General features: G+C 64.6%; 14 protein-coding genes. 9 read left to right on the forward strand and 5 right to left on the reverse strand.

Going from position 1 to position 17,000, the window contains the following annotated elements:
• Window positions 1-168: 168 nt before the first annotated feature.
• Window positions 169-1,224, forward strand: a complete 1,056-nt coding sequence (locus J4D52_RS12680) for a tetratricopeptide repeat protein (RefSeq protein ID WP_102676712.1) — start codon at window positions 169-171, stop codon at window positions 1,222-1,224.
• Between the two features lie 60 nt (window positions 1,225-1,284).
• Here J4D52_RS12680 and J4D52_RS12685 read toward each other — a convergent pair whose 3' ends face one another.
• From J4D52_RS12685 to J4D52_RS12705, 5 genes are all read right to left on the reverse strand, one after another.
• The gene (locus J4D52_RS12685) at window positions 1,285-1,662 is read right to left on the reverse strand and encodes a response regulator (RefSeq protein WP_009049261.1); all 378 of its coding nucleotides are present in this window, start codon (window positions 1,660-1,662) and stop codon (window positions 1,285-1,287) included.
• A 78-nt stretch (window positions 1,663-1,740) separates the two neighbouring features.
• The gene (locus tag J4D52_RS12690; RefSeq protein WP_025808691.1) at window positions 1,741-2,922 is read right to left on the reverse strand and encodes a hybrid sensor histidine kinase/response regulator; all 1,182 of its coding nucleotides are present in this window, start codon (window positions 2,920-2,922) and stop codon (window positions 1,741-1,743) included.
• Window positions 2,916-3,521 carry a chemotaxis protein CheB gene (locus J4D52_RS12695; RefSeq protein ID WP_025808690.1) on the reverse strand — a complete coding sequence of 202 codons (606 nt, stop codon included), beginning with the start codon at window positions 3,519-3,521 and terminating at the stop codon, window positions 2,916-2,918. Before J4D52_RS12695 ends, J4D52_RS12690 begins: the two co-directional genes overlap by 7 nt.
• Window positions 3,518-4,333, reverse strand: coding sequence for a protein-glutamate O-methyltransferase CheR (locus J4D52_RS12700; RefSeq protein ID WP_025808689.1), 816 nt, complete (start codon window positions 4,331-4,333; stop codon window positions 3,518-3,520). Before J4D52_RS12700 ends, J4D52_RS12695 begins: the two co-directional genes overlap by 4 nt.
• Window positions 4,333-7,824, reverse strand: a complete 3,492-nt coding sequence (locus J4D52_RS12705) for a response regulator (RefSeq protein WP_102676711.1) — start codon at window positions 7,822-7,824, stop codon at window positions 4,333-4,335. Before J4D52_RS12705 ends, J4D52_RS12700 begins: the two co-directional genes overlap by 1 nt.
• A 255-nt stretch (window positions 7,825-8,079) precedes the next feature.
• Between J4D52_RS12705 and J4D52_RS12710 the strand changes: the two genes are divergently transcribed.
• The 8 genes from J4D52_RS12710 to J4D52_RS12745 all read left to right on the forward strand — a co-directional run bounded on the left by J4D52_RS12710 (window position 8,080) and on the right by J4D52_RS12745 (window position 16,894).
• Window positions 8,080-8,439 (forward strand): response regulator, encoded by a 360-nt coding sequence (locus J4D52_RS12710; RefSeq protein WP_025808687.1) that lies wholly within the window; start codon window positions 8,080-8,082, stop codon window positions 8,437-8,439.
• 127 nt (window positions 8,440-8,566) lie between these two features.
• Window positions 8,567-9,859: a glycosyltransferase gene (locus tag J4D52_RS12715; protein ID WP_102676710.1), complete on the forward strand. Its 1,293-nt coding sequence runs from the start codon at window positions 8,567-8,569 to the stop codon at window positions 9,857-9,859.
• Between the two features lie 155 nt (window positions 9,860-10,014).
• Window positions 10,015-10,920, forward strand: coding sequence for an AraC family transcriptional regulator (locus J4D52_RS12720; protein WP_009049268.1), 906 nt, complete (start codon window positions 10,015-10,017; stop codon window positions 10,918-10,920).
• A gap of 256 nt (window positions 10,921-11,176) precedes the next feature.
• Window positions 11,177-12,019 carry an iron uptake transporter permease EfeU gene (gene efeU / locus J4D52_RS12725; RefSeq protein ID WP_102676709.1) on the forward strand — a complete coding sequence of 281 codons (843 nt, stop codon included), beginning with the start codon at window positions 11,177-11,179 and terminating at the stop codon, window positions 12,017-12,019.
• A gap of 9 nt (window positions 12,020-12,028) precedes the next feature.
• Window positions 12,029-13,228 (forward strand): iron uptake system protein EfeO, encoded by a 1,200-nt coding sequence (gene efeO, locus J4D52_RS12730; protein ID WP_102676708.1) that lies wholly within the window; start codon window positions 12,029-12,031, stop codon window positions 13,226-13,228.
• A gap of 17 nt (window positions 13,229-13,245) precedes the next feature.
• Window positions 13,246-14,568, forward strand: coding sequence for an iron uptake transporter deferrochelatase/peroxidase subunit (efeB, locus tag J4D52_RS12735; RefSeq protein ID WP_102676707.1), 1,323 nt, complete (start codon window positions 13,246-13,248; stop codon window positions 14,566-14,568).
• A gap of 33 nt (window positions 14,569-14,601) precedes the next feature.
• A complete protein-coding gene (efeO, locus tag J4D52_RS12740) occupies window positions 14,602-15,426 on the forward strand; it encodes an iron uptake system protein EfeO (protein ID WP_102676706.1) in 825 nt (274 codons plus the stop codon).
• Window positions 15,427-15,691: 265 nt separating this feature from the next.
• A complete protein-coding gene (locus tag J4D52_RS12745) occupies window positions 15,692-16,894 on the forward strand; it encodes an MFS transporter (protein WP_102676705.1) in 1,203 nt (400 codons plus the stop codon).
• Window positions 16,895-17,000 lie beyond the last annotated feature (106 nt).

Consider the following 17,000-nt stretch of genomic DNA (forward strand, 5'->3'; position numbering starts at 1 on the left):
AATCCCTTCGTCACACAGAGTGATGAGACAAGCCGGGGCCGTTCTTCCAGCCTGCCCCCACCGTGAAAACCTGAGTCGTACCCGTCGCCCCTCAACCGGGTTTGACTCCGAGGGGAACCTGACCGAAGCTTGCGCCTTCGTAAAGCCGCCCCTGCCATGGATGCCTGCATGACCAAGCCCCGCCGCACCCTGCTGATCAGCCTCCTCGTCGTCCTGGCCCTGGGCCTGGCGTGGCTGTTCCTGCGCACCACGCCGCCAGTGGTGCCGGATGCGATCAAGCACGGTTATGGCAAGGCCCTGGAACAGGCGCGCAATGGCCAGCCCGGCGCGGCGCGGGTGCTGTATCAGCAGTTGGGGCGTCCCGACCTGTCGGACAGCCGGCGCATCCGCCTGCTCGCCGAGCTGCACAACTACCCCAGCCCGCAAGCGCTGAAACTGGCCGACGCCGGCCTGCACCACGCCGAACCCGAGGTCCGCGAGGCCGCCATTGCGGCGGTGCTCGGCCTGGTCCCGGCGCGCCAGCGCAGCCTGCTGATCGGCCCGCTGCTGGACGATGAAGTGCAAAGCGTGCGTTTTGCCGCCGTCACCGCCCTGCTCGGCCTGTCGCCGGATGAACAGGGCCTGTATTTCGGGCCGCTGCAGCAAGTGATCGATGAGTACACCCAGGTGCTCAAGGCCCAGCCGGAGAATGTCGAGGCGCAATACCAGCTGGCGCGCCTGTACCTGCACAACGCCAACCTGGCCCAGGCCCAGCAGACGCTGGAGCACGCCTTGAGCCTGCAACCGGATAACCTGCAAGCGGTGATCCTGCAACTGGAAGTACTGGACCGCCAGGGCCAGAGCGAAGCCGCCCGCCAGTTGCTGGCCAAACAACTGCAGGCGCAACAGGATTCCGCCTACCTGCAACACGCCCTGGGCATGTGGCTGCTGCACCACGACCAGAGCGAGTTCGCCCTGCTCGGCCTGTCCCGCGCCGTGGAGCTGGAGCCGAACAACGCCGGCTACCGCTACGACCTGGCCACCACCCTGCACAGCGAAGAAGAGCTGGAGGCGGCGCAGAAACAGCTTGAGGAAATCGTCCAGCGCCAACCCGCCAACCGCAAGGCGCGGGTGCTGCTGATCAAGTACTGGAAGGAAAGCGGCCAGCTGCAGAACGTGCAGATCCTCCTGGCCCAGCTGGAACAGCAGAACCCTGACGACCCGGCCTTGCAGCAAGGCCTGTGACGGCTGCGGCTACAAGCTACGGCCAAAGGGAGCGGCAAGCCCATCGGCCTGCCCGGAGAATCACGCCAGCAGGCGCTGGATCTGTTCCTGCAGGCTGTTGAGGTCGAAGGGCTTGGCCAGGATCGGCGCGCTTCTCGCGATCGGGCTGCCGGACTCGAGAATCTCGGTGGGATAACCGCTGATGAAAATCACCTTGAGGTCCGGACGCAGCTTCACCGCGGGTTCGGCGATCATCACCCCGGTAATCCCGCCCGGCAGCCGGTAGTCGGTGATCATCACATCCAGGTGCGGTTTGCTGGCGAGGATCTCGAACGCCTGCTCGCCGTTTTCCGCCTGCAGCACCCGGTAGCCCAGGCCCGACAGATAGTCGGCGAGCAACATCAAAATCACCGGTTCATCTTCGACGATCAGTACGACGTCTTGTGCATCTTCACTCATGAGAAGCCTTTGTTCGGTCAATAGCTGCTGATACGACCATCCGGTCATCCAGAAGGTTGCGTGGGTGCCGGTGTTTTCCTACAGCGGCAGACAAACGCGAAACAGGGCACCTTCGCCGATCCTGCTGTCGACTTCAATGGTGCCGCCATGGGCGGTGACGATCTGCTCGGAAATGAACAGCCCGAGCCCGAGCCCGGCCACCGCATGATTGATAGAGACGCGCTCGAACTGCTGGAAGATACGCGCCTGGTTTTCCTCGCTGATGCCGATCCCGTGATCGCGCACTTCGACCCGCGCCTGCCCGTCCGCTCTGTACACCCGCACTTCGATCGGGCTCTTGGCGCCATAACGCAAGGCATTGGTCAGCAGGTTGGAGATCACCTGTTCGATACGGAACTCGTCCCACTGGCCGAGCAGCGAGTCTTCGGCAGTCAGGGCGATCGAGGATTCGGCGGCCTCGACCTGGGGCGCGAAATTCTCCAGCAGGCCGCGTACCAGCTGCACCAGGTCGACCCGGCTCGGGCGGATCGACAGCTTGCCGGTACGGATCCGCGAGATGTCCAGCATGTCCTCGATCAGGCGGATCAGGCTTTTGATCTGGCGCTCGTCGCGGTCGACCATGGCGTGCATCTTGTCCAGGGTGAAGGCGGCGGCGTTGTCGCGGGCCAGGTGCATCTTGCGCAGCTGGGTTTCCAGGATCAGGCCGTTCAACGGCGTGCGTACCTCGTGGGCGACGATCGACATGAAATCGTCACGCATGCGCACCGCCTGCTCCAGTTCGTTCTGGGTCGCCTGCAACTGCTTGAGCAGCGCCTCCTGCTCGCGCCGGCTCTGTTCCAGGGCTTCGACCTGCTGCTTCATGGCCTTGCTCTGCCGGTACAGATCGACGAACACATTGACCTTGCTCTTCACCGCATGGGTATCCAGCGGCTTGTGCAGGAAGTCCACCGCGCCGCTTTCATAGCCCTTGAAGGCATAGTCGAGTTCACGCCCGGCGGCGCTGACGAACACGATGGGGATGTTCTTGGTCTTCTCGGTGCCGCGCATCAGCTCGGCCAGCTCGAAGCCGTTCATGCCGGGCATCTGCACATCGAGGATGGCCATGGCGAACTCATGCTCGAGCAACAGCGACAATGCCTCGTCCGCCGACAGCGCCTTGTACACCTGGCGATCCTCGCGCTTGATCAGCGCTTCGAGGGCCAACAGGTTCTCTGGCAGATCGTCGACGATCAGCAGCTTGGCTTGGATATTACTTAACATGCGATTCGTTCCAGCTCGACAAGCAGACGGCTGATGCCGTGCAAAGGGAGAATGTAATCCGGCCGCTGCAGCGCGATGGCCGCCTCGGGCATGGTCGCCACCTGGGCCTCGGCCGGGTCCTGGACGATGCTCAGGCCGCCGCGCCGCTTGACCTGGGCCAGGCCATGGGCGCCGTCCTGGTTGGCCCCGGTCAGCAGCACCGCGGCCAGGCGCGGGCCATAGGCATCGGCGGCGGAGTCGAACAGGTAATCGATAGCGGGACGCGAATGGTGCACGCGTTCCTCCTGGCTCAGGGACAGGCTGCGGTCCTGCTCCACCGACAAGTGATAACCGGGCACGGCGAAATACAGGGTGCCGCGGTCGATGCTCTGCTTGTCGCGGGCCTCTTGCACCGGCAGCGCCAGGCGCTGGGCGAACACCTCGGCCAACTGGCTGCGATGCTCCTCGGGCAGGTGCAGCACCACCACGATCGGCAGGCTGAAACCCTCGGGAAACGCCGTGAAAATTTTCAGCAGCGCCTCGACGCCGCCGGCCGACGCGCCTATCACTATGGCCTCGATCCGCGGCAAGGCGGATTGCCCGATGGCGTCGTCGTTCATGATTTGCGGTAGACCCGTTCTTGTTTGACCAGCGGCTCGAAATGCTCGCCGTAGGCCGAGAAGTCCAGGGTTTCCTTGCTGCCCAGCACCAGGAAACCGCGGTGGCAGAGCGACTCGTGGAACAGGCCGAAGGCCCGGTCCTGCAACTTCTTGTTGAAATAGATCAGCACATTGCGACAGGAAATCAGCTGGGTTTCGGAGAACACGCTGTCGGTCGCCAGGCTGTGGTCGGCGAAAGTCACGTTCTCACGCAGGGTCTTGTCGAAGATCGCGTAGTCGTAGGCCGCCGTGTAGTAGTCGGCAAAGGAGCGCAAACCGCCGGCCTGCTGGTAGTTCTGGGTGTAGGCGCGGATGTTCTCCAGGGAAAAGATGCCCTGCTTGGCCTTCTCCAGGGAGCTGGGGTTGATGTCGGTGGCATAGATGATGGTGCGCTCCAGCAGCCCTTCCTCGCGCAACAGGATGGCCATGGAATAGACCTCCTCGCCCGTGCTGCAGCCGGCGATCCAGATCTTGATCGAGGGGTAGGTCTTGAGCAGCGGCACCACTTCCTGGCGAATCGCCAGGAAGTGTGACGGGTCGCGAAACATCTCGCTGACCGGGATTGTCAGGAACTGCAGCAGCTGCATGAACGCGCCCGGATCGTGCAGCACCCGTTCCTGCAAGGCGGAAATGGTCTTGCATTCGAACTGGCGCAGCGCATGGTTGATCCGACGCTTGATCGAAGCGCCGGAGTAATCGCGGAAGTCGTAGCTGTACTTGAGGTAGATAGCTTCGATCAACAGACGCAGTTCGATCTCGGTATTGCGCTCCACTAGATTCTTTCCATCTTGGGTAACCAGACTCGAATAAGGGAAAACAGCCGGTCGAGGTCGATCGGCTTGGCCAGGTAATCGTTGGCGCCGGCCTGCAGGCAGCGCTCCTGATCGTCCTTCATGGCCTTGGCGGTCACCGCGATGATCGGCAGCTTGCGCCAGCGTGGCTCCTTGCGAATTTCCAGGGTGGCCTCGTAACCATCCATCTCGGGCATCATCACGTCCATCAGCACCAGGTCGATGTCCTCGACTTCATTGAGCTTGGCGATTGCCTCATGGCCATTACGGCCGATGACCACGATCGCGCCCTTCTGCTCCAGGGCGCTGGTGAGGGCGAAGATATTGCGCACATCGTCGTCCACCAGCAGCACCTTGCGCCCCTCGAACACCTTGTCGCGGCTGCGGGCGGCCTTGAGCATCTTCTGCCGCTCATGGGACAGCTGGGATTCGACTTTGTGCAAAAACAGCGTCACTTCGTCCAGCAGGCGTTCGGGCGAACGCGCGCCCTTGATGATGATCGAGCGCGAATACTTGCGCAGCTCCGCCTCTTCGTCGCGGGTCAGGTTGCGCCCGGTGTAGACGATCACCGGCGGGAAGGAGCAGATGTCCTCGGTGGACATGCGCTTGAGCAGGTCGTTGCCGAGCATGTCCGGCAGTTTCAGGTCGATGACCATGCAGTCGTAGAGGTTGTCGCGCAGCAGTTCAAGGGCCTCCTGGGCCAGGCCGACGGCGGTGATCTCGATGTCGTCGTCGCCGATCAGCCGGGCGATGCTGTCGCGCTGCAGGTCGTCGTCCTCCACCAGCAGCACGCGCTTGACCTTCTGGGTGAGCTTGGCTTCCAGGCGGGCGAACACGTCCTTGAGCTCTTCGCGGGTGGTGGGCTTGACCGCGTAGCCGATGGCGCCCATGTGCATGGCGGCCTCGACCCGGTCTTCCACGGAAATCACATGCACCGGGATATGCCGGGTGGTGGCGTGCGCCTTGAGGCGCTGCAACACCGTCAGCCCGGAATGGTCCGGCAGGCGCATGTCCAGCAGGATCGCGTCCGGCACGAACTGTTCGGCCAGGCTGTAACCCTCGTCAGCACCATGGGCCACCAGGCATTGGTAACCCAGCTCGTGGGCCAGGTCATACAGAATGTGGGCAAAGTTCGCTTCGTCCTCCACCACCAGGATGCAGCGGGTGGTGAACGGCGCCTTGTCGCGATCGTCGGCGAAACGCGGAATCTCCACCTCGGGCACCAGGGGTGCCGGCGCCGGTTTGCTCGGCGCCTGGGCCACCGGCGCAGCGACCGGCTTGAGTTCGCCCTGCTCCTCTGCCACGCGCTCGACGTAGTGCTCCGGCAACACCAGGGTGAAGACACTGCCTTGCCCCGGCTCGCTGGCGACCGTGATCGAACCGCCGAGCAATGCCGCCAGGTCGCGGGAAATCGACAAGCCCAGGCCCGTGCCGCCGTAACGGCGATTGGTGGTGCCGTCGGCCTGGCGGAAGGCTTCGAAAATGCTTTCCTGCTGCTCCGGGGCGATCCCGATGCCCGAATCGCGCACGGCAAAGGCAATGCCCGCCTCGGGCTCACGCGACACGCTCAGGCTGACCTGGCCCTTCTCGGTGAACTTCACCGCGTTGGACAGCAGGTTCTTGAGAATCTGCTCGACCCGCTGGCGGTCGGTGAACAGCCTCTGCGGCACACCGGGCTGCAACTCGACATGGAATTCCAGGCCCTTGTCCGCCGTCAGCGGCTGGAACAGCCCGCGCAGGCTCTCCACCAGGCGCGCGACGCTGGTGTTTTCCGGACGCACTTCGAGCTTGCCGGCTTCGACCTTGGAAATATCGAGAATGTCGTTGATCAGGTTGAGCAGATCGTTGCCCGCCGAATAGATCGACTCGGCGAACTGCACCTGTTCGGCGCTGAGGTTTTCCTGGGGGTTTTCCGCCAGCAGCTTGGCCAGGATCAGCGAGCTGTTCAGCGGTGTGCGCAGCTCGTGGGACATATTGGCGAGGAATTCCGACTTGTACTTGCTCGAACGCTGCAGCTCCTCGGCACGCTCTTGCAACTGCACCTGGGCCTGGTTCAGCTCGCCGTTCTTGCGGTCCATGGCGTCGCGCTGCTGCGCCAGCGCCTGGGCCTGCTCGGCCAGTTGCTCGTTGGTCTGCTCCAGCTCCACCTGCTGGGATTCCAGGTGCACCTGGGATTCCTTGAGCACCCGCGACTGTTCCTCGAGCTCTTCGTTGGCGGTCTTCAGTTCTTCCTGCTGCACCTGCAGCTCTTCGTTGAGTTGCTGGGTCTCGGCCAGCACTTCCTGCAGGCGCTGGCGATAACGCGCGGCTTCGATGGCGGTGCCGATATTGCCGGCGATCAGCTCCAGCAGCTCGACATCGCGCTCGCTGAGGGCGCGCAGGAAGCCCAGTTCGATCACCCCGTTGACCCGGTCGTCGTCGCTGGTCGGCACCACCAGCACACTGCGCGGCACGCCTTCACCGAGGCCGGAGCTGACCTTGAAGTAATCGGCGGGCACCTCGTCCAGACGGATCAGCCGGTCCTGCTGGGCCGCCTGGCCGACCATGCCTTCACCGATGAAAATCGACTGTTCGCGTTCTTCCTGCTCGCGGGAGAAGCCATAGGCAGCCACGCGCTTGAGGCCGCCGTGCTCCTCACGCACATACATCGCCGCCACAGCGCTGCCCAGGTACTGCGCACAGAACTGCAGGATATTGCGCCCCAACAGGTTCAGCGTCAGTTGCCCCAGCAACTGCTCGGCCAGTTCGGTCTGGCCACTGCGCAGCCAGGCCTGCTGCTCCAGGGCACGGGCGCTTTTCTGCTGGGCGGCGAGGTTGGCGCCGTAGTTCTTCGACAGGTTGAGCAGGTCGCGACGCCCGATATAGGCCAGCAGGCCGCTGATCAGCACCACGAACAGCAGGTACAGGGCCACGCTGCGGACCGTGGTGCGGGTGACGTTCTCGTTGCGATCGACCCGCAGTTGCTGCTCCATCGCCACCGCTTCGTCGTATTCCTTGCGCATCTGGTCGGTCAGGCGCTTGCCCCGGCCGGACTGCACCGAGCGGCGATAGTCGCCCTCCTGGCGGCGCATCTCGATCATGCCTTTGGCGTAGAGATTCCACTCGTCCTGCAAGGCTTCCAGGCGCTTGAAGCGATCGACCTGCTGCGGATTGTCCGCCACCAGCTCGCGCAGCCCGCGCAACTCGCTGAAGATCTGCGGCTTGGCCACTTCATAAGGGTCGAGGAAATGCTCGTCGCCGGTGATCAGGAAGCCGCGCATGCCGGTTTCCAGGTCGACCGTCAGCTTGGCGGCCTGGTTGATGCTGTTGATCACCCGATCGCTGTGCTGGACCCACTGGGTCACCGACAGCAGATAGCTGATCAGGGACACGAAGACCACCGCGCTGAGCACGCCCACGCCCAGGGGAAGCGCGATGTTGCGACTTAGCAGCTTGCGAAAGCTCTGTTCATCAACCGAAGACGAAGAGATCATTGAAAGGCCTTGGTGAAGTGTCAAAAACCATGGAGTTTGCCCCAAAGACGGGCAGCGTATCTATTCTTCTGGCAACTCTAGGCACAAATTGCCATCCGGCACTGCCAGCTCTCGATCAGACAGGTTATTCTGGCACAGCTTGTACAGAATTATTTTTTTGTACAGCTTCAGTGGCTTGTCATTGCGCGTTATTTATTGCTGCAAGAGGCGATTTTTTACCGCTGCCGCCCCCTCCCTTTTTTCGAGAGACTTTCTATGCCCACCACCGATTCCACCATCCTGGTCGTCGAAGACGACACCATCGTGCGCATGCTGATTGTCGATGTGCTGGAGGAGCTGGAATTCAAGGTGCTGGAAGCCGCGGGCAGCGAGGAAGCCCTGACCCGGTTGCAGGACAGCGCCCTGCGGATCGACCTGATGATGACCGACGTCGGCCTGCCCGGCATGGACGGCAAGGAACTGGCGGCCCGCGCCCGCACCTTGCGCCCGGAGCTGCCGGTGCTGTTCGCCAGCGGCTACGCGGAAAACATCGAGGTGCCCGCCGGCATGGCGGTGATCGGCAAGCCCTTCTCCATCGACCAGTTGCGCGACAAGGTCCGCACCCTCCTCGGCTGAATCCTCGATAACCCGTGCTGACCCGACGAGCGCCTGGGCCCTGGGCGTCAGGGCGGCCGCGCCAGCGCCCTGCTGTGGTTTAATGGCGCCCCCGCAGACACCCCCGCGTTTTTCAGGAATACCCTCCATGAGTCCGACCGCCGCCACCAAAGTCCTGGTCATTGGTTACGTCTGGCCCGAACCCCGCTCCTCGGCGGCCAGCGGGCACCTGATGCAGATCCTCCAGGTCTTCCTCGGGCAAGGCTGGGACATCACCTTCAGCAGCCCGGCCAACCCCGGCGAGCACAAGGAAGACCTGAGCGTCCTGGGCATCCGCGAGTGCCCGATCGAGCTGAACAACAGCAGCTTCGACCGCTTCATCGCCGAACTGGCGCCGGATATCGTGCTGTTCGACCAGTTCATGATGGAGGAGCAGTTCGGCTGGCGCGTCGAGCAACAGTGCCCCGGCGCCCTGCGCGTGCTGGAGACTTCCGACCTGCAGAGCCTGCGCCACGCTCGCCATCAGCGCCTCAAGGAGCGCCTGAAAGCCAGCGACGACAACGATGACTTCAGCGCCCTGTTCGCCCCCGCCGCCGAGCAGGAGTTCGCCGGCATGGCCGACACCGACCAGGCCCGGCGCGAGATCGCGGCGCTGTACCGCTGCGACCTGAGCCTGATGATCTCCGAGTTCGAGATCGAGCTGCTGGTCAAGCAATTCGGCCTGCCGCCGGCCTTGCTGCACTGGTGCCCGCTGATGCCCGAACACATGCCGCACAGTTATGTGCCCTTCTCCGAACGGGTGCACTTCCTGAGCATCGGCAACTTCCGCCACGCGCCGAACTGGGACGCGGTGCTGTGGATGAAAAACGCCGTGTGGCCGCTGATCCGCCAGCAGTTGCCGGGCGCGCAGCTGCATATCTATGGCGCCTACACCCCGCCCAAGGCCGCGGCCCTGCACAACCCGGCCCAGGGCTTCCAGGTGATGAACTGGGCCGAGGATGCATTGGCAGTCATGTCCGCCGCGCGGATCTGCCTGGCCCCGCTGCGTTTCGGCGCGGGCATCAAGGGCAAGCTGCTGGATGCCATGCTCTGTGGCACGCCGAGCGTCACCACCCCGGTCGGCGCCGAAGCCATGCACGGCGACGCACCCTGGCCGGGAGCGGTGGCCGAGTCGGCCAGCGCCATCGCCGCGGCGGCGGTACGCCTGTACCAGGACCAGGCGCTGTGGAGCCAGGCCCAGGAACAGGGTCGCCAACTGTTGCTTGCACGCTATCGGCAACAGGTCCACGGCCCGGCCCTGATCGAGCGCCTGCAGCACTGCCGGGCGAACCTGGCGCAACTGCGCCGCGACAACTTCACCGGCGGCATGCTGCGTCACCATCACCACAAGAGCACCCAGTACATGGCGCAGTGGATCGAGGCGAAAAACCGCCTGGCCTGAAACGCTCCTGTAACCGCTGCCGCAGGCCTCAAGAGCAGCGCCCCTTTGGGTCGTTCGCAGCCTTCGGCAGCGGCTACAGGGATGTGCTCCGGCACTGGTGCTGAGGGTTTGAAGGAGGCATGATCTGGCGCAACAAGGATAAAAAGCGCAGCGCCATGAGCCGATCAGCGAGAGTCACCGACCCTTCCTACGAATTGATGGACGACCACAATGGCCTGTCGATCATCTATCGCCAGCACGGCTTTCCCTGCCCCCTGGTGCGCTGGCACTTCCACAAGGAGTACGAGCTGCACCTGATCGTCGCCAGTTCCGGCAAGGTGTTCATCGGCGACTACATCGGCAACTTCTATCCTGAATCGCTGTTCCTCACCGGCCCCAACCTGCCCCATAACTGGATCAGCCAGGTGGCCGAGGACGAAGTGGTGGCCAAGCGCGACATGCTGGTGAACTTCACCGACGAGCTGTTCGAAAGCGGCTATCAGGTGTTCGCCGAACTCAAGAGCCTGACCCCGCTGCTGGAACGCGCGCAGTACGGCATCGAGTTTCGCTGCAAGCGCACCATCGCCCAGGCCATGGACCTGATGCAGCGCATCGCCGACTCCAGCGGCATCACCCGCCTCGGGCACTTCTTCATCCTGCTGGAGCTGCTGGCCGCCTGTGACGACTACCAATTGCTGTCCGGCGCCACCAACGTGCAACTGGCGGACGAGCACAACGTCGACCGCACCAACCGCGCGGTGGACTACATCTTCGCCCACTACGCCCGCGAACTGCCGCTGGAGGAAGTCGCCGACTACCTGGGCATGAAACCCACCTACTTCTCCCGGGTGTTCAAGCAGGCCACCGGCCGCTGCTTCGTCGAGTTCGTCAACCGCCTGCGTATCAGCAAATCCTGCGAACTGCTGGCCGACGGCGACAAGCCGGTGACCGACGTGTGCTTCGAGTCCGGCTTCAACAACATCTCCAACTTCAACCGCCGCTTCCAGCAACTCAAGGGCATGACCCCTTCCCACTACCGACGCCTGGCCGTGCAGCGCCTGACCGAACAGAACCTGGCCTGACCCCACAAACACCGCCGCCCCCTTGTAGGAGCGAGGCTTGCCTGCGATGCAGGCACCGCGGTTTGTCAGGCATTGTGCGGCGTGGCTATCGCGGGCAAGTCGGATCGCCGCCCGCTCGCTCCTACAGACACAAACACGCGCCCCGTGAAACGCGCTCCGTTCAGCTCGCGTTCAGCAAATGGCAACCATAGTCATTTGCGAATACGTATCATCATGTTACAACTTAGCTCCCTATCTATCTGCCCGCCGGTGCTGAATGCTCGTCCCATTTCTGATCATGCTGCGCGAAGGGATCGAAGCCGCGCTCATCGTTGGCATCATCGCCAGTTACCTGCAACAGACCGGGCGCGGCCAGTGGATGCCGGCCGTGTGGATCGGCGTGTTTCTCGCCGCGGCCCTGGCCCTGCTGGTGGGCGGCGGCCTGGAGCTGATGAGCGCCGAGTTTCCGCAAAAGCAGCAGGAACTCTTCGAAGGCATCGTCGGCCTGGTGGCCGTGGGCATCCTCAGCTCCATGGTGTTCTGGATGCGCAAGGTGGCGCGCTCGATCAAGCATTCCCTGCACACCTCGCTGGACCAGGCGCTGACCGGCTCCCGGCACCAGGTCACCGCGCTGATCGCCATGGTGTTCTTCGCCGTGGCCCGCGAAGGCCTGGAGACGGTGTTCTTCCTCCTCGCGGTGTTCCAGCAGAGCCAAGGCCCGGCCGCACCGATCGGCGCCCTGCTCGGCCTGGTACTGGCAATAATTGTCGGCTGGCTGATCTATACCGGCAGCATGCGCCTGAACCTCAGCGCGTTCTTTCGCTGGACCGGCCTGTTCATCCTGGTGGTGGCCGCCGGCATCCTCGCCAACTCGGTGCAGGCCCTGCATGAGGCCGGGGTCTGGAACCACCTGCAGAGCGTGCTGTTCGACTTCAGCGCCAGCCTGCCGATGGACGGCCCGCTGGGCTCGGTGCTGGCCGGCATGTTCGGTTACCAGGACGCCCCCACCGTCAGCACCCTGGGCGCCTACCTGATCTACCTGCTGGCGACCCTGGTGCTGTTTTTCCTGCCCGGCGCGGCACCCGCCGCCAGCCCATCGTCTTCCGTTTCCAGCCAGTAAGGCCTTTCCATGACCCAGCAAGCCTCCCCACAGCCCCCGGCACCGAGCGCCCTGCGCTGGGCGCTCGCGGGTTCCGTGATGGTGATGATCGCCGCCGGCGGGCTGTTCTATTACGCCTCGCAGCTGGCCGCCAGCAAGCGCCAGGCGCACAAGGACGAAATCACCGTGACCATCCACCCCCACAGCTGCGAGCCGAACGCCCTGAGCGTACCGGCCGGGCCGGCCAGCTTCCGCATCGTCAACCGCTCGGACCGCGCCGTGGAATGGGAGATCCTCGACGGCGTGCTGGTGGTCGAAGAACGGGAAAACATCGCGCCGGGCCTGAGCCAGGTGATCAACGCCAGGTTGCAGCCCGGCGACTACGCCATCACCTGCGGCCTGCTGAGCAACCCGCGCGGCACCCTGCATGTGACCCCCACCGCCGAGTCCGACGCCCAGGCCAAGGCCCGGCCGTCGATGGTCGCCTTTGTCGGACCGCTGTCGGAATTCCGGGTCTACCTGAGCAGCCAGGGCACAGCCCTGATCAAGGCCGTGAGCGCCCTGGAGCAAGCCATCCAGGCCGGCGACCTGGCCCAGGCCCAGGCCTTGTACCTGCCGGCACGCGCAGCCTACCAGCGCCTTGCCCCGGCCGCCCAGCGCCTGGGCGAGCTGGACAACAGCATCAACGCGCGCGCCGACTATTTCGAAAAACGCGAGCAGGACCCTGGCTTCGTCGGCTTCCACCGCCTCGAATACGCGCTGTTCCAGCAACGCGACCTGAGCGGCCTGGCGCCGATCGCCCAGCGCCTGCTCAGCGATGTCACCAGGCTCAAGCAACAACTGCTGGCCCAGTCGCTGCCACCGGAGCAACTGGTCAGCCTGGTCGCGCGCGCCCAACGCAGCATCGCCGAGGTGCGCGCCAGCAGCGGCGAGGAAGAGCGCTACAGCCACAGCGACCTCAACGGCTTTGCCGCCAACCTGGAGACCACCCGCAAGGTCGTCGACCTGCTGCGGCCCTTGCTGGCCAAGCCCGCCGCACCGTTGCTGGCGCAGATCGACAGCGCCCTCGGCGCCCTCGACAGCCAGTACGGCGCCTTGCGCAGCGCCGGGGGCTATGCCTCCTACGACAGTGTCGGCGCCGATCAGCGCAAGCGGATCGCCGACCAGGCCAAGGTTCTGGCCGATGCACTCGATGGAATCGATCCCGCCCTTGGCCTTTGGGGCCTGTAAGCAGAGACGCCCGCCCGATGAACGATTCAGACTCTTCCAATCCAGATTTCTCCGCCCAACGCCGCCGTGTACTGCTGGGCATGGGCGCCGCCGGTGTCGCCCTGGCCGGCGGCAGCCTGAGCTGCCCGGCAATGGCAGCCCAGACCGGGAAAGCCGCCGCCCAGGTCACACAAGCACCGAGCAGCGACAAGACCCAGGACCGCCACGATTTCCACGGCCAGCATCAAAGCGGCATCGTCACCCCGCGCCCGGCGGCCGGCATGCTGGTGTCGTTCGACGTGCTGGCCAGCGATCGCGAAGACCTGGAGCGACTGCTGCGCACCCTCGACCAGCGCATCAAGTTCCTCATGACCGGCGGCCCGGTCCCCCAGGTCGACCCCAAACTGCCGCCGCTGGACTCGGGCATCCTCGGCCCGGTGGTGACCCCGGACAACCTGACCATCACCGTCTCGGTGGGCGCTTCGCTGTTCGATGAGCGCTTCGGCCTGGCCGCGGCCAAACCCAAGCGCCTGATACGCATGGTCGGCTTCCCCAACGATGCGCTGGAGCCCGACTGCTGCCACGGCGACCTGAGCCTGCAGTTCTGCTCCAACACCGCCGACACCAATATCCACGCCCTGCGCGACATCGTGAAAAACCTCCCGGACCTGCTGCTGGTGCGCTGGAAGCAGGAAGGCAGCGTGCCGCCCCAGGCCCCGGCGCGCCCTGGCGAGCCGGCGCAGAGCGCGCGCAACTTCCTGGGTTTTCGCGACGGCTCGGCCAACCCCGACTCCAACGACCGCAAGGCCATGGAGCAGATCGTCTGGGTCCAGCCCGGCAGCGACGAACCGGCCTGGGCCGCCCATGGCAGCTATCAGGCGGTGCGCATCATCCGCAACTTCGTCGAGCGCTGGGACCGCACGCCCTTGCAGGAACAAGAAAGCATCATCGGCCGGGTCAAGGCCTCGGGCGCGCCCATGGATGGCCAGCAGGAACAGCAGGTACCGGACTACCGCAAGGATCCCCACGGCCAGCTGACCAAGCTCGATGCCCACATCCGCCTGGCCAACCCGCGCACCGCCGAGACCCAGCGCAACCTGATCCTGCGCCGGCCGTTCAACTACTCCAACGGCGTGAACAAGAACGGCCAGCTGGACATGGGCCTGTTGTTCATCTGTTACCAGGCCGACCTGGAGCAAGGCTTCATCTCAGTCCAGACCCGCCTCAACGGCGAACCCCTGGAGGAATACCTCAAGCCGGTCGGCGGCGGTTATTTCTTCACCCTGCCCGGCGTCACTAGCGACCGCGACTTCATCGGCCGCACGCTGCTCGAGGCCATCCAACCGAAAACCAGCGCCTGACCACCACCCACATCACCCCCACGGAAACGCCCCATGAAAAAGTCGCCTCTCGCTGTGTTGCTGACCCTTGGCTTGCTCCATGTTCCGCTGTCGGCGGTTGCCGCCACATCGCCGCTGGAGCTGGTGGGGCCGATTTCCGACTACAAGATCTACGTCACCGAACAGCTCGACGAGCTGGCCAGCCATACCCAGGCCTTCACCGACGCGGTAAAGAAAGGTGACCTGGCCACCGCCAGGAAGCTCTACGCCCCGACTCGGGTGTACTACGAGTCGATCGAGCCGATCGCCGAGCTGTTCAGCGACCTCGACGCGGCCATCGACTCGCGGGTCGACGACCACGAACAAGGCGTCGAGGCCGAGGACTTCACCGGCTTCCACCGCATCGAGTACTCGCTGTTCGCCCAGAACTCCACCCAGGGCCTGGATGCGCTGGCCGACCGCCTGAACAAGGACGTCAAGGACCTGCAGGCCCGCGTCGCCGGCCTGACTTTCCCGCCGGAAAAAGTCGTCGGTGGCGCCGCCGCCCTGCTGGAGGAAGTGGCCGCGACCAAGGTTTCCGGCGAAGAAGACCGCTACAGCCACACCGACCTCTACGACTTCCAGGGCAACATCGACGGGGCGAAGAAAATCGTCGACCTGTTCCGCCCGCAGATCGAGCAGCAGGACCCGGCCTTCGTCGCCAAGGTCGACAAGAACTTCGCCACGGTGAACAAGATCCTCGCCAGGTACAAAACCGCCGACGGCGGCTTCGAGACCTACGACAAGGTCAAGGACAACGACCGCAAGGCGTTGGTGGGCCCGGTCAACACCCTGGCCGAAGACCTCTCGACCCTGCGCGGCAAGCTGGGCCTGAACTGAGCTCCGGGGATCCGGGCCGATTCTGTAGGAGCGAAGCTTGCTCGCGATAAGTTCGAGAGGACAACGCGGTGAAATTTGAATACCGCCGCTGCGCGGCTATCGCGAGCAAGCTTCGCTCCTACAGACAAGCGTCCGGTCGGTGTGCCGATGATTCGCCCCATCACCCAGGCTACTGATCTACCCTCACTTGCGCCGATAACCCTGGGCGGCGGCGCGTTTTATCTATAACGTCCCGCGCACTCCTGACTTTCATGGAAGATTCTGCATGTCCACCCCAACGGCCCAACCGCCGCAGACCGCCGCCCCGTTCAAACTCTTGCCGCTGATGGTCGCCTACATGGCCTGCACCATGTCGATGATGGCCTTCGTCTCGCTGATCGGCCCGATCGTCCGTGTGCTCGGCCTGGCCACCTGGCAGGCTGGCGCGGCGGTGACCGTGTCCGGGGTGATCTGGATGCTCCTGGCGCGCCCCTGGGGCCAGGCCAGCGACCGCTTCGGGCGCCGTCGGGTACTGTTGCTCGGCACGGCCGGCTTCACCCTCTCCTACTGGGCGCTGTGCCTGTTTATCGATGTCTCGCTGCACCTGCTGCCGGGCATGTGGCTGGCCTTTATCGGCCTGATGCTCGGGCGCGGCCTGATCGGGGTGTTTTACGCGGCCATTCCGGTGGGCGGCTTTGCCCTGATCGCCGACAACGTCGAGCCCGAGCATCGGGCCCGCGCCATGGCCACCCTCGGTGCCGCCAACGCCGTCGGCCTGGTGCTGGGCCCGGCCGTGGCCGCGCTGCTCGCCCGCGTCAGCCTGAGCCTGCCGCTGTACGCCATGGCCGTGCTGCCGCTGGCGGCGTTCCTGGTGCTGCTGTACAAGCTGCCGCGCCAGGAGCTGCACCTCAAGCAGGCACCACGCTCGGTACGCCTGAGCGACCCACGGCTGCGCCGGCCCATGGCGGTGGCCTTCGTCGCCATGCTCTGCGTGTCCATCGCGCAGATCACCGTGAGTTTCTATGCCCTCGACCGCCTGGGCCTGAACACGGCCGACGCCGCCCAGGCCGCCGGCATCGCCCTGGCCATGGTCGGCGTGGCGCTGATCTGCTCGCAACTGGTAGTACGCAAACTCGAATGGCCGCCGCTGCGGATGATCCGCGCCGGCGCGCTGCTGGCCGCCAGCGGTTTTGCCGGCTGCATGCTGGTGGAGAATGCCTGGGGGCTGTGGCTGGGCTTTTTTGTCTCGGCGGCGGGCATGGGCGCGATCTTCCCCTCCTTCTCCGCCCTGGCGGCCAACGCCGTGGACGCCTCCGAACAAGGCGCCACCGCCGGCTCCATTGGCGCGGCCCAGGGCTTTGGCGTGGTGATCGGCCCGTTGGCCGGCTCGCTGATCTACGCCCTCGAACCGCGCCTGCCCTACCTGATTGCCGCGCTGTTGCTGCTGTTGGTGGCGGGCTGGCCTGGGGCGAAAAAGGCCGAAAGCTGATTTGCCAGCTAGATTGCCGAGGCCCTGCGGGCCTATCGCAGCCTGCGGCAGCGGCTACAGAGGACGAATGCACCTGGGTTGATACGCGGGGGCTTCGAACCCTCAG

The sequence above is a fragment of the Pseudomonas sp. GW460-12-10-14-TSB1 genome (assembly GCF_017349775.1).
Lineage (GTDB): Bacteria > Pseudomonadota > Gammaproteobacteria > Pseudomonadales > Pseudomonadaceae > Aquipseudomonas > Aquipseudomonas piscium.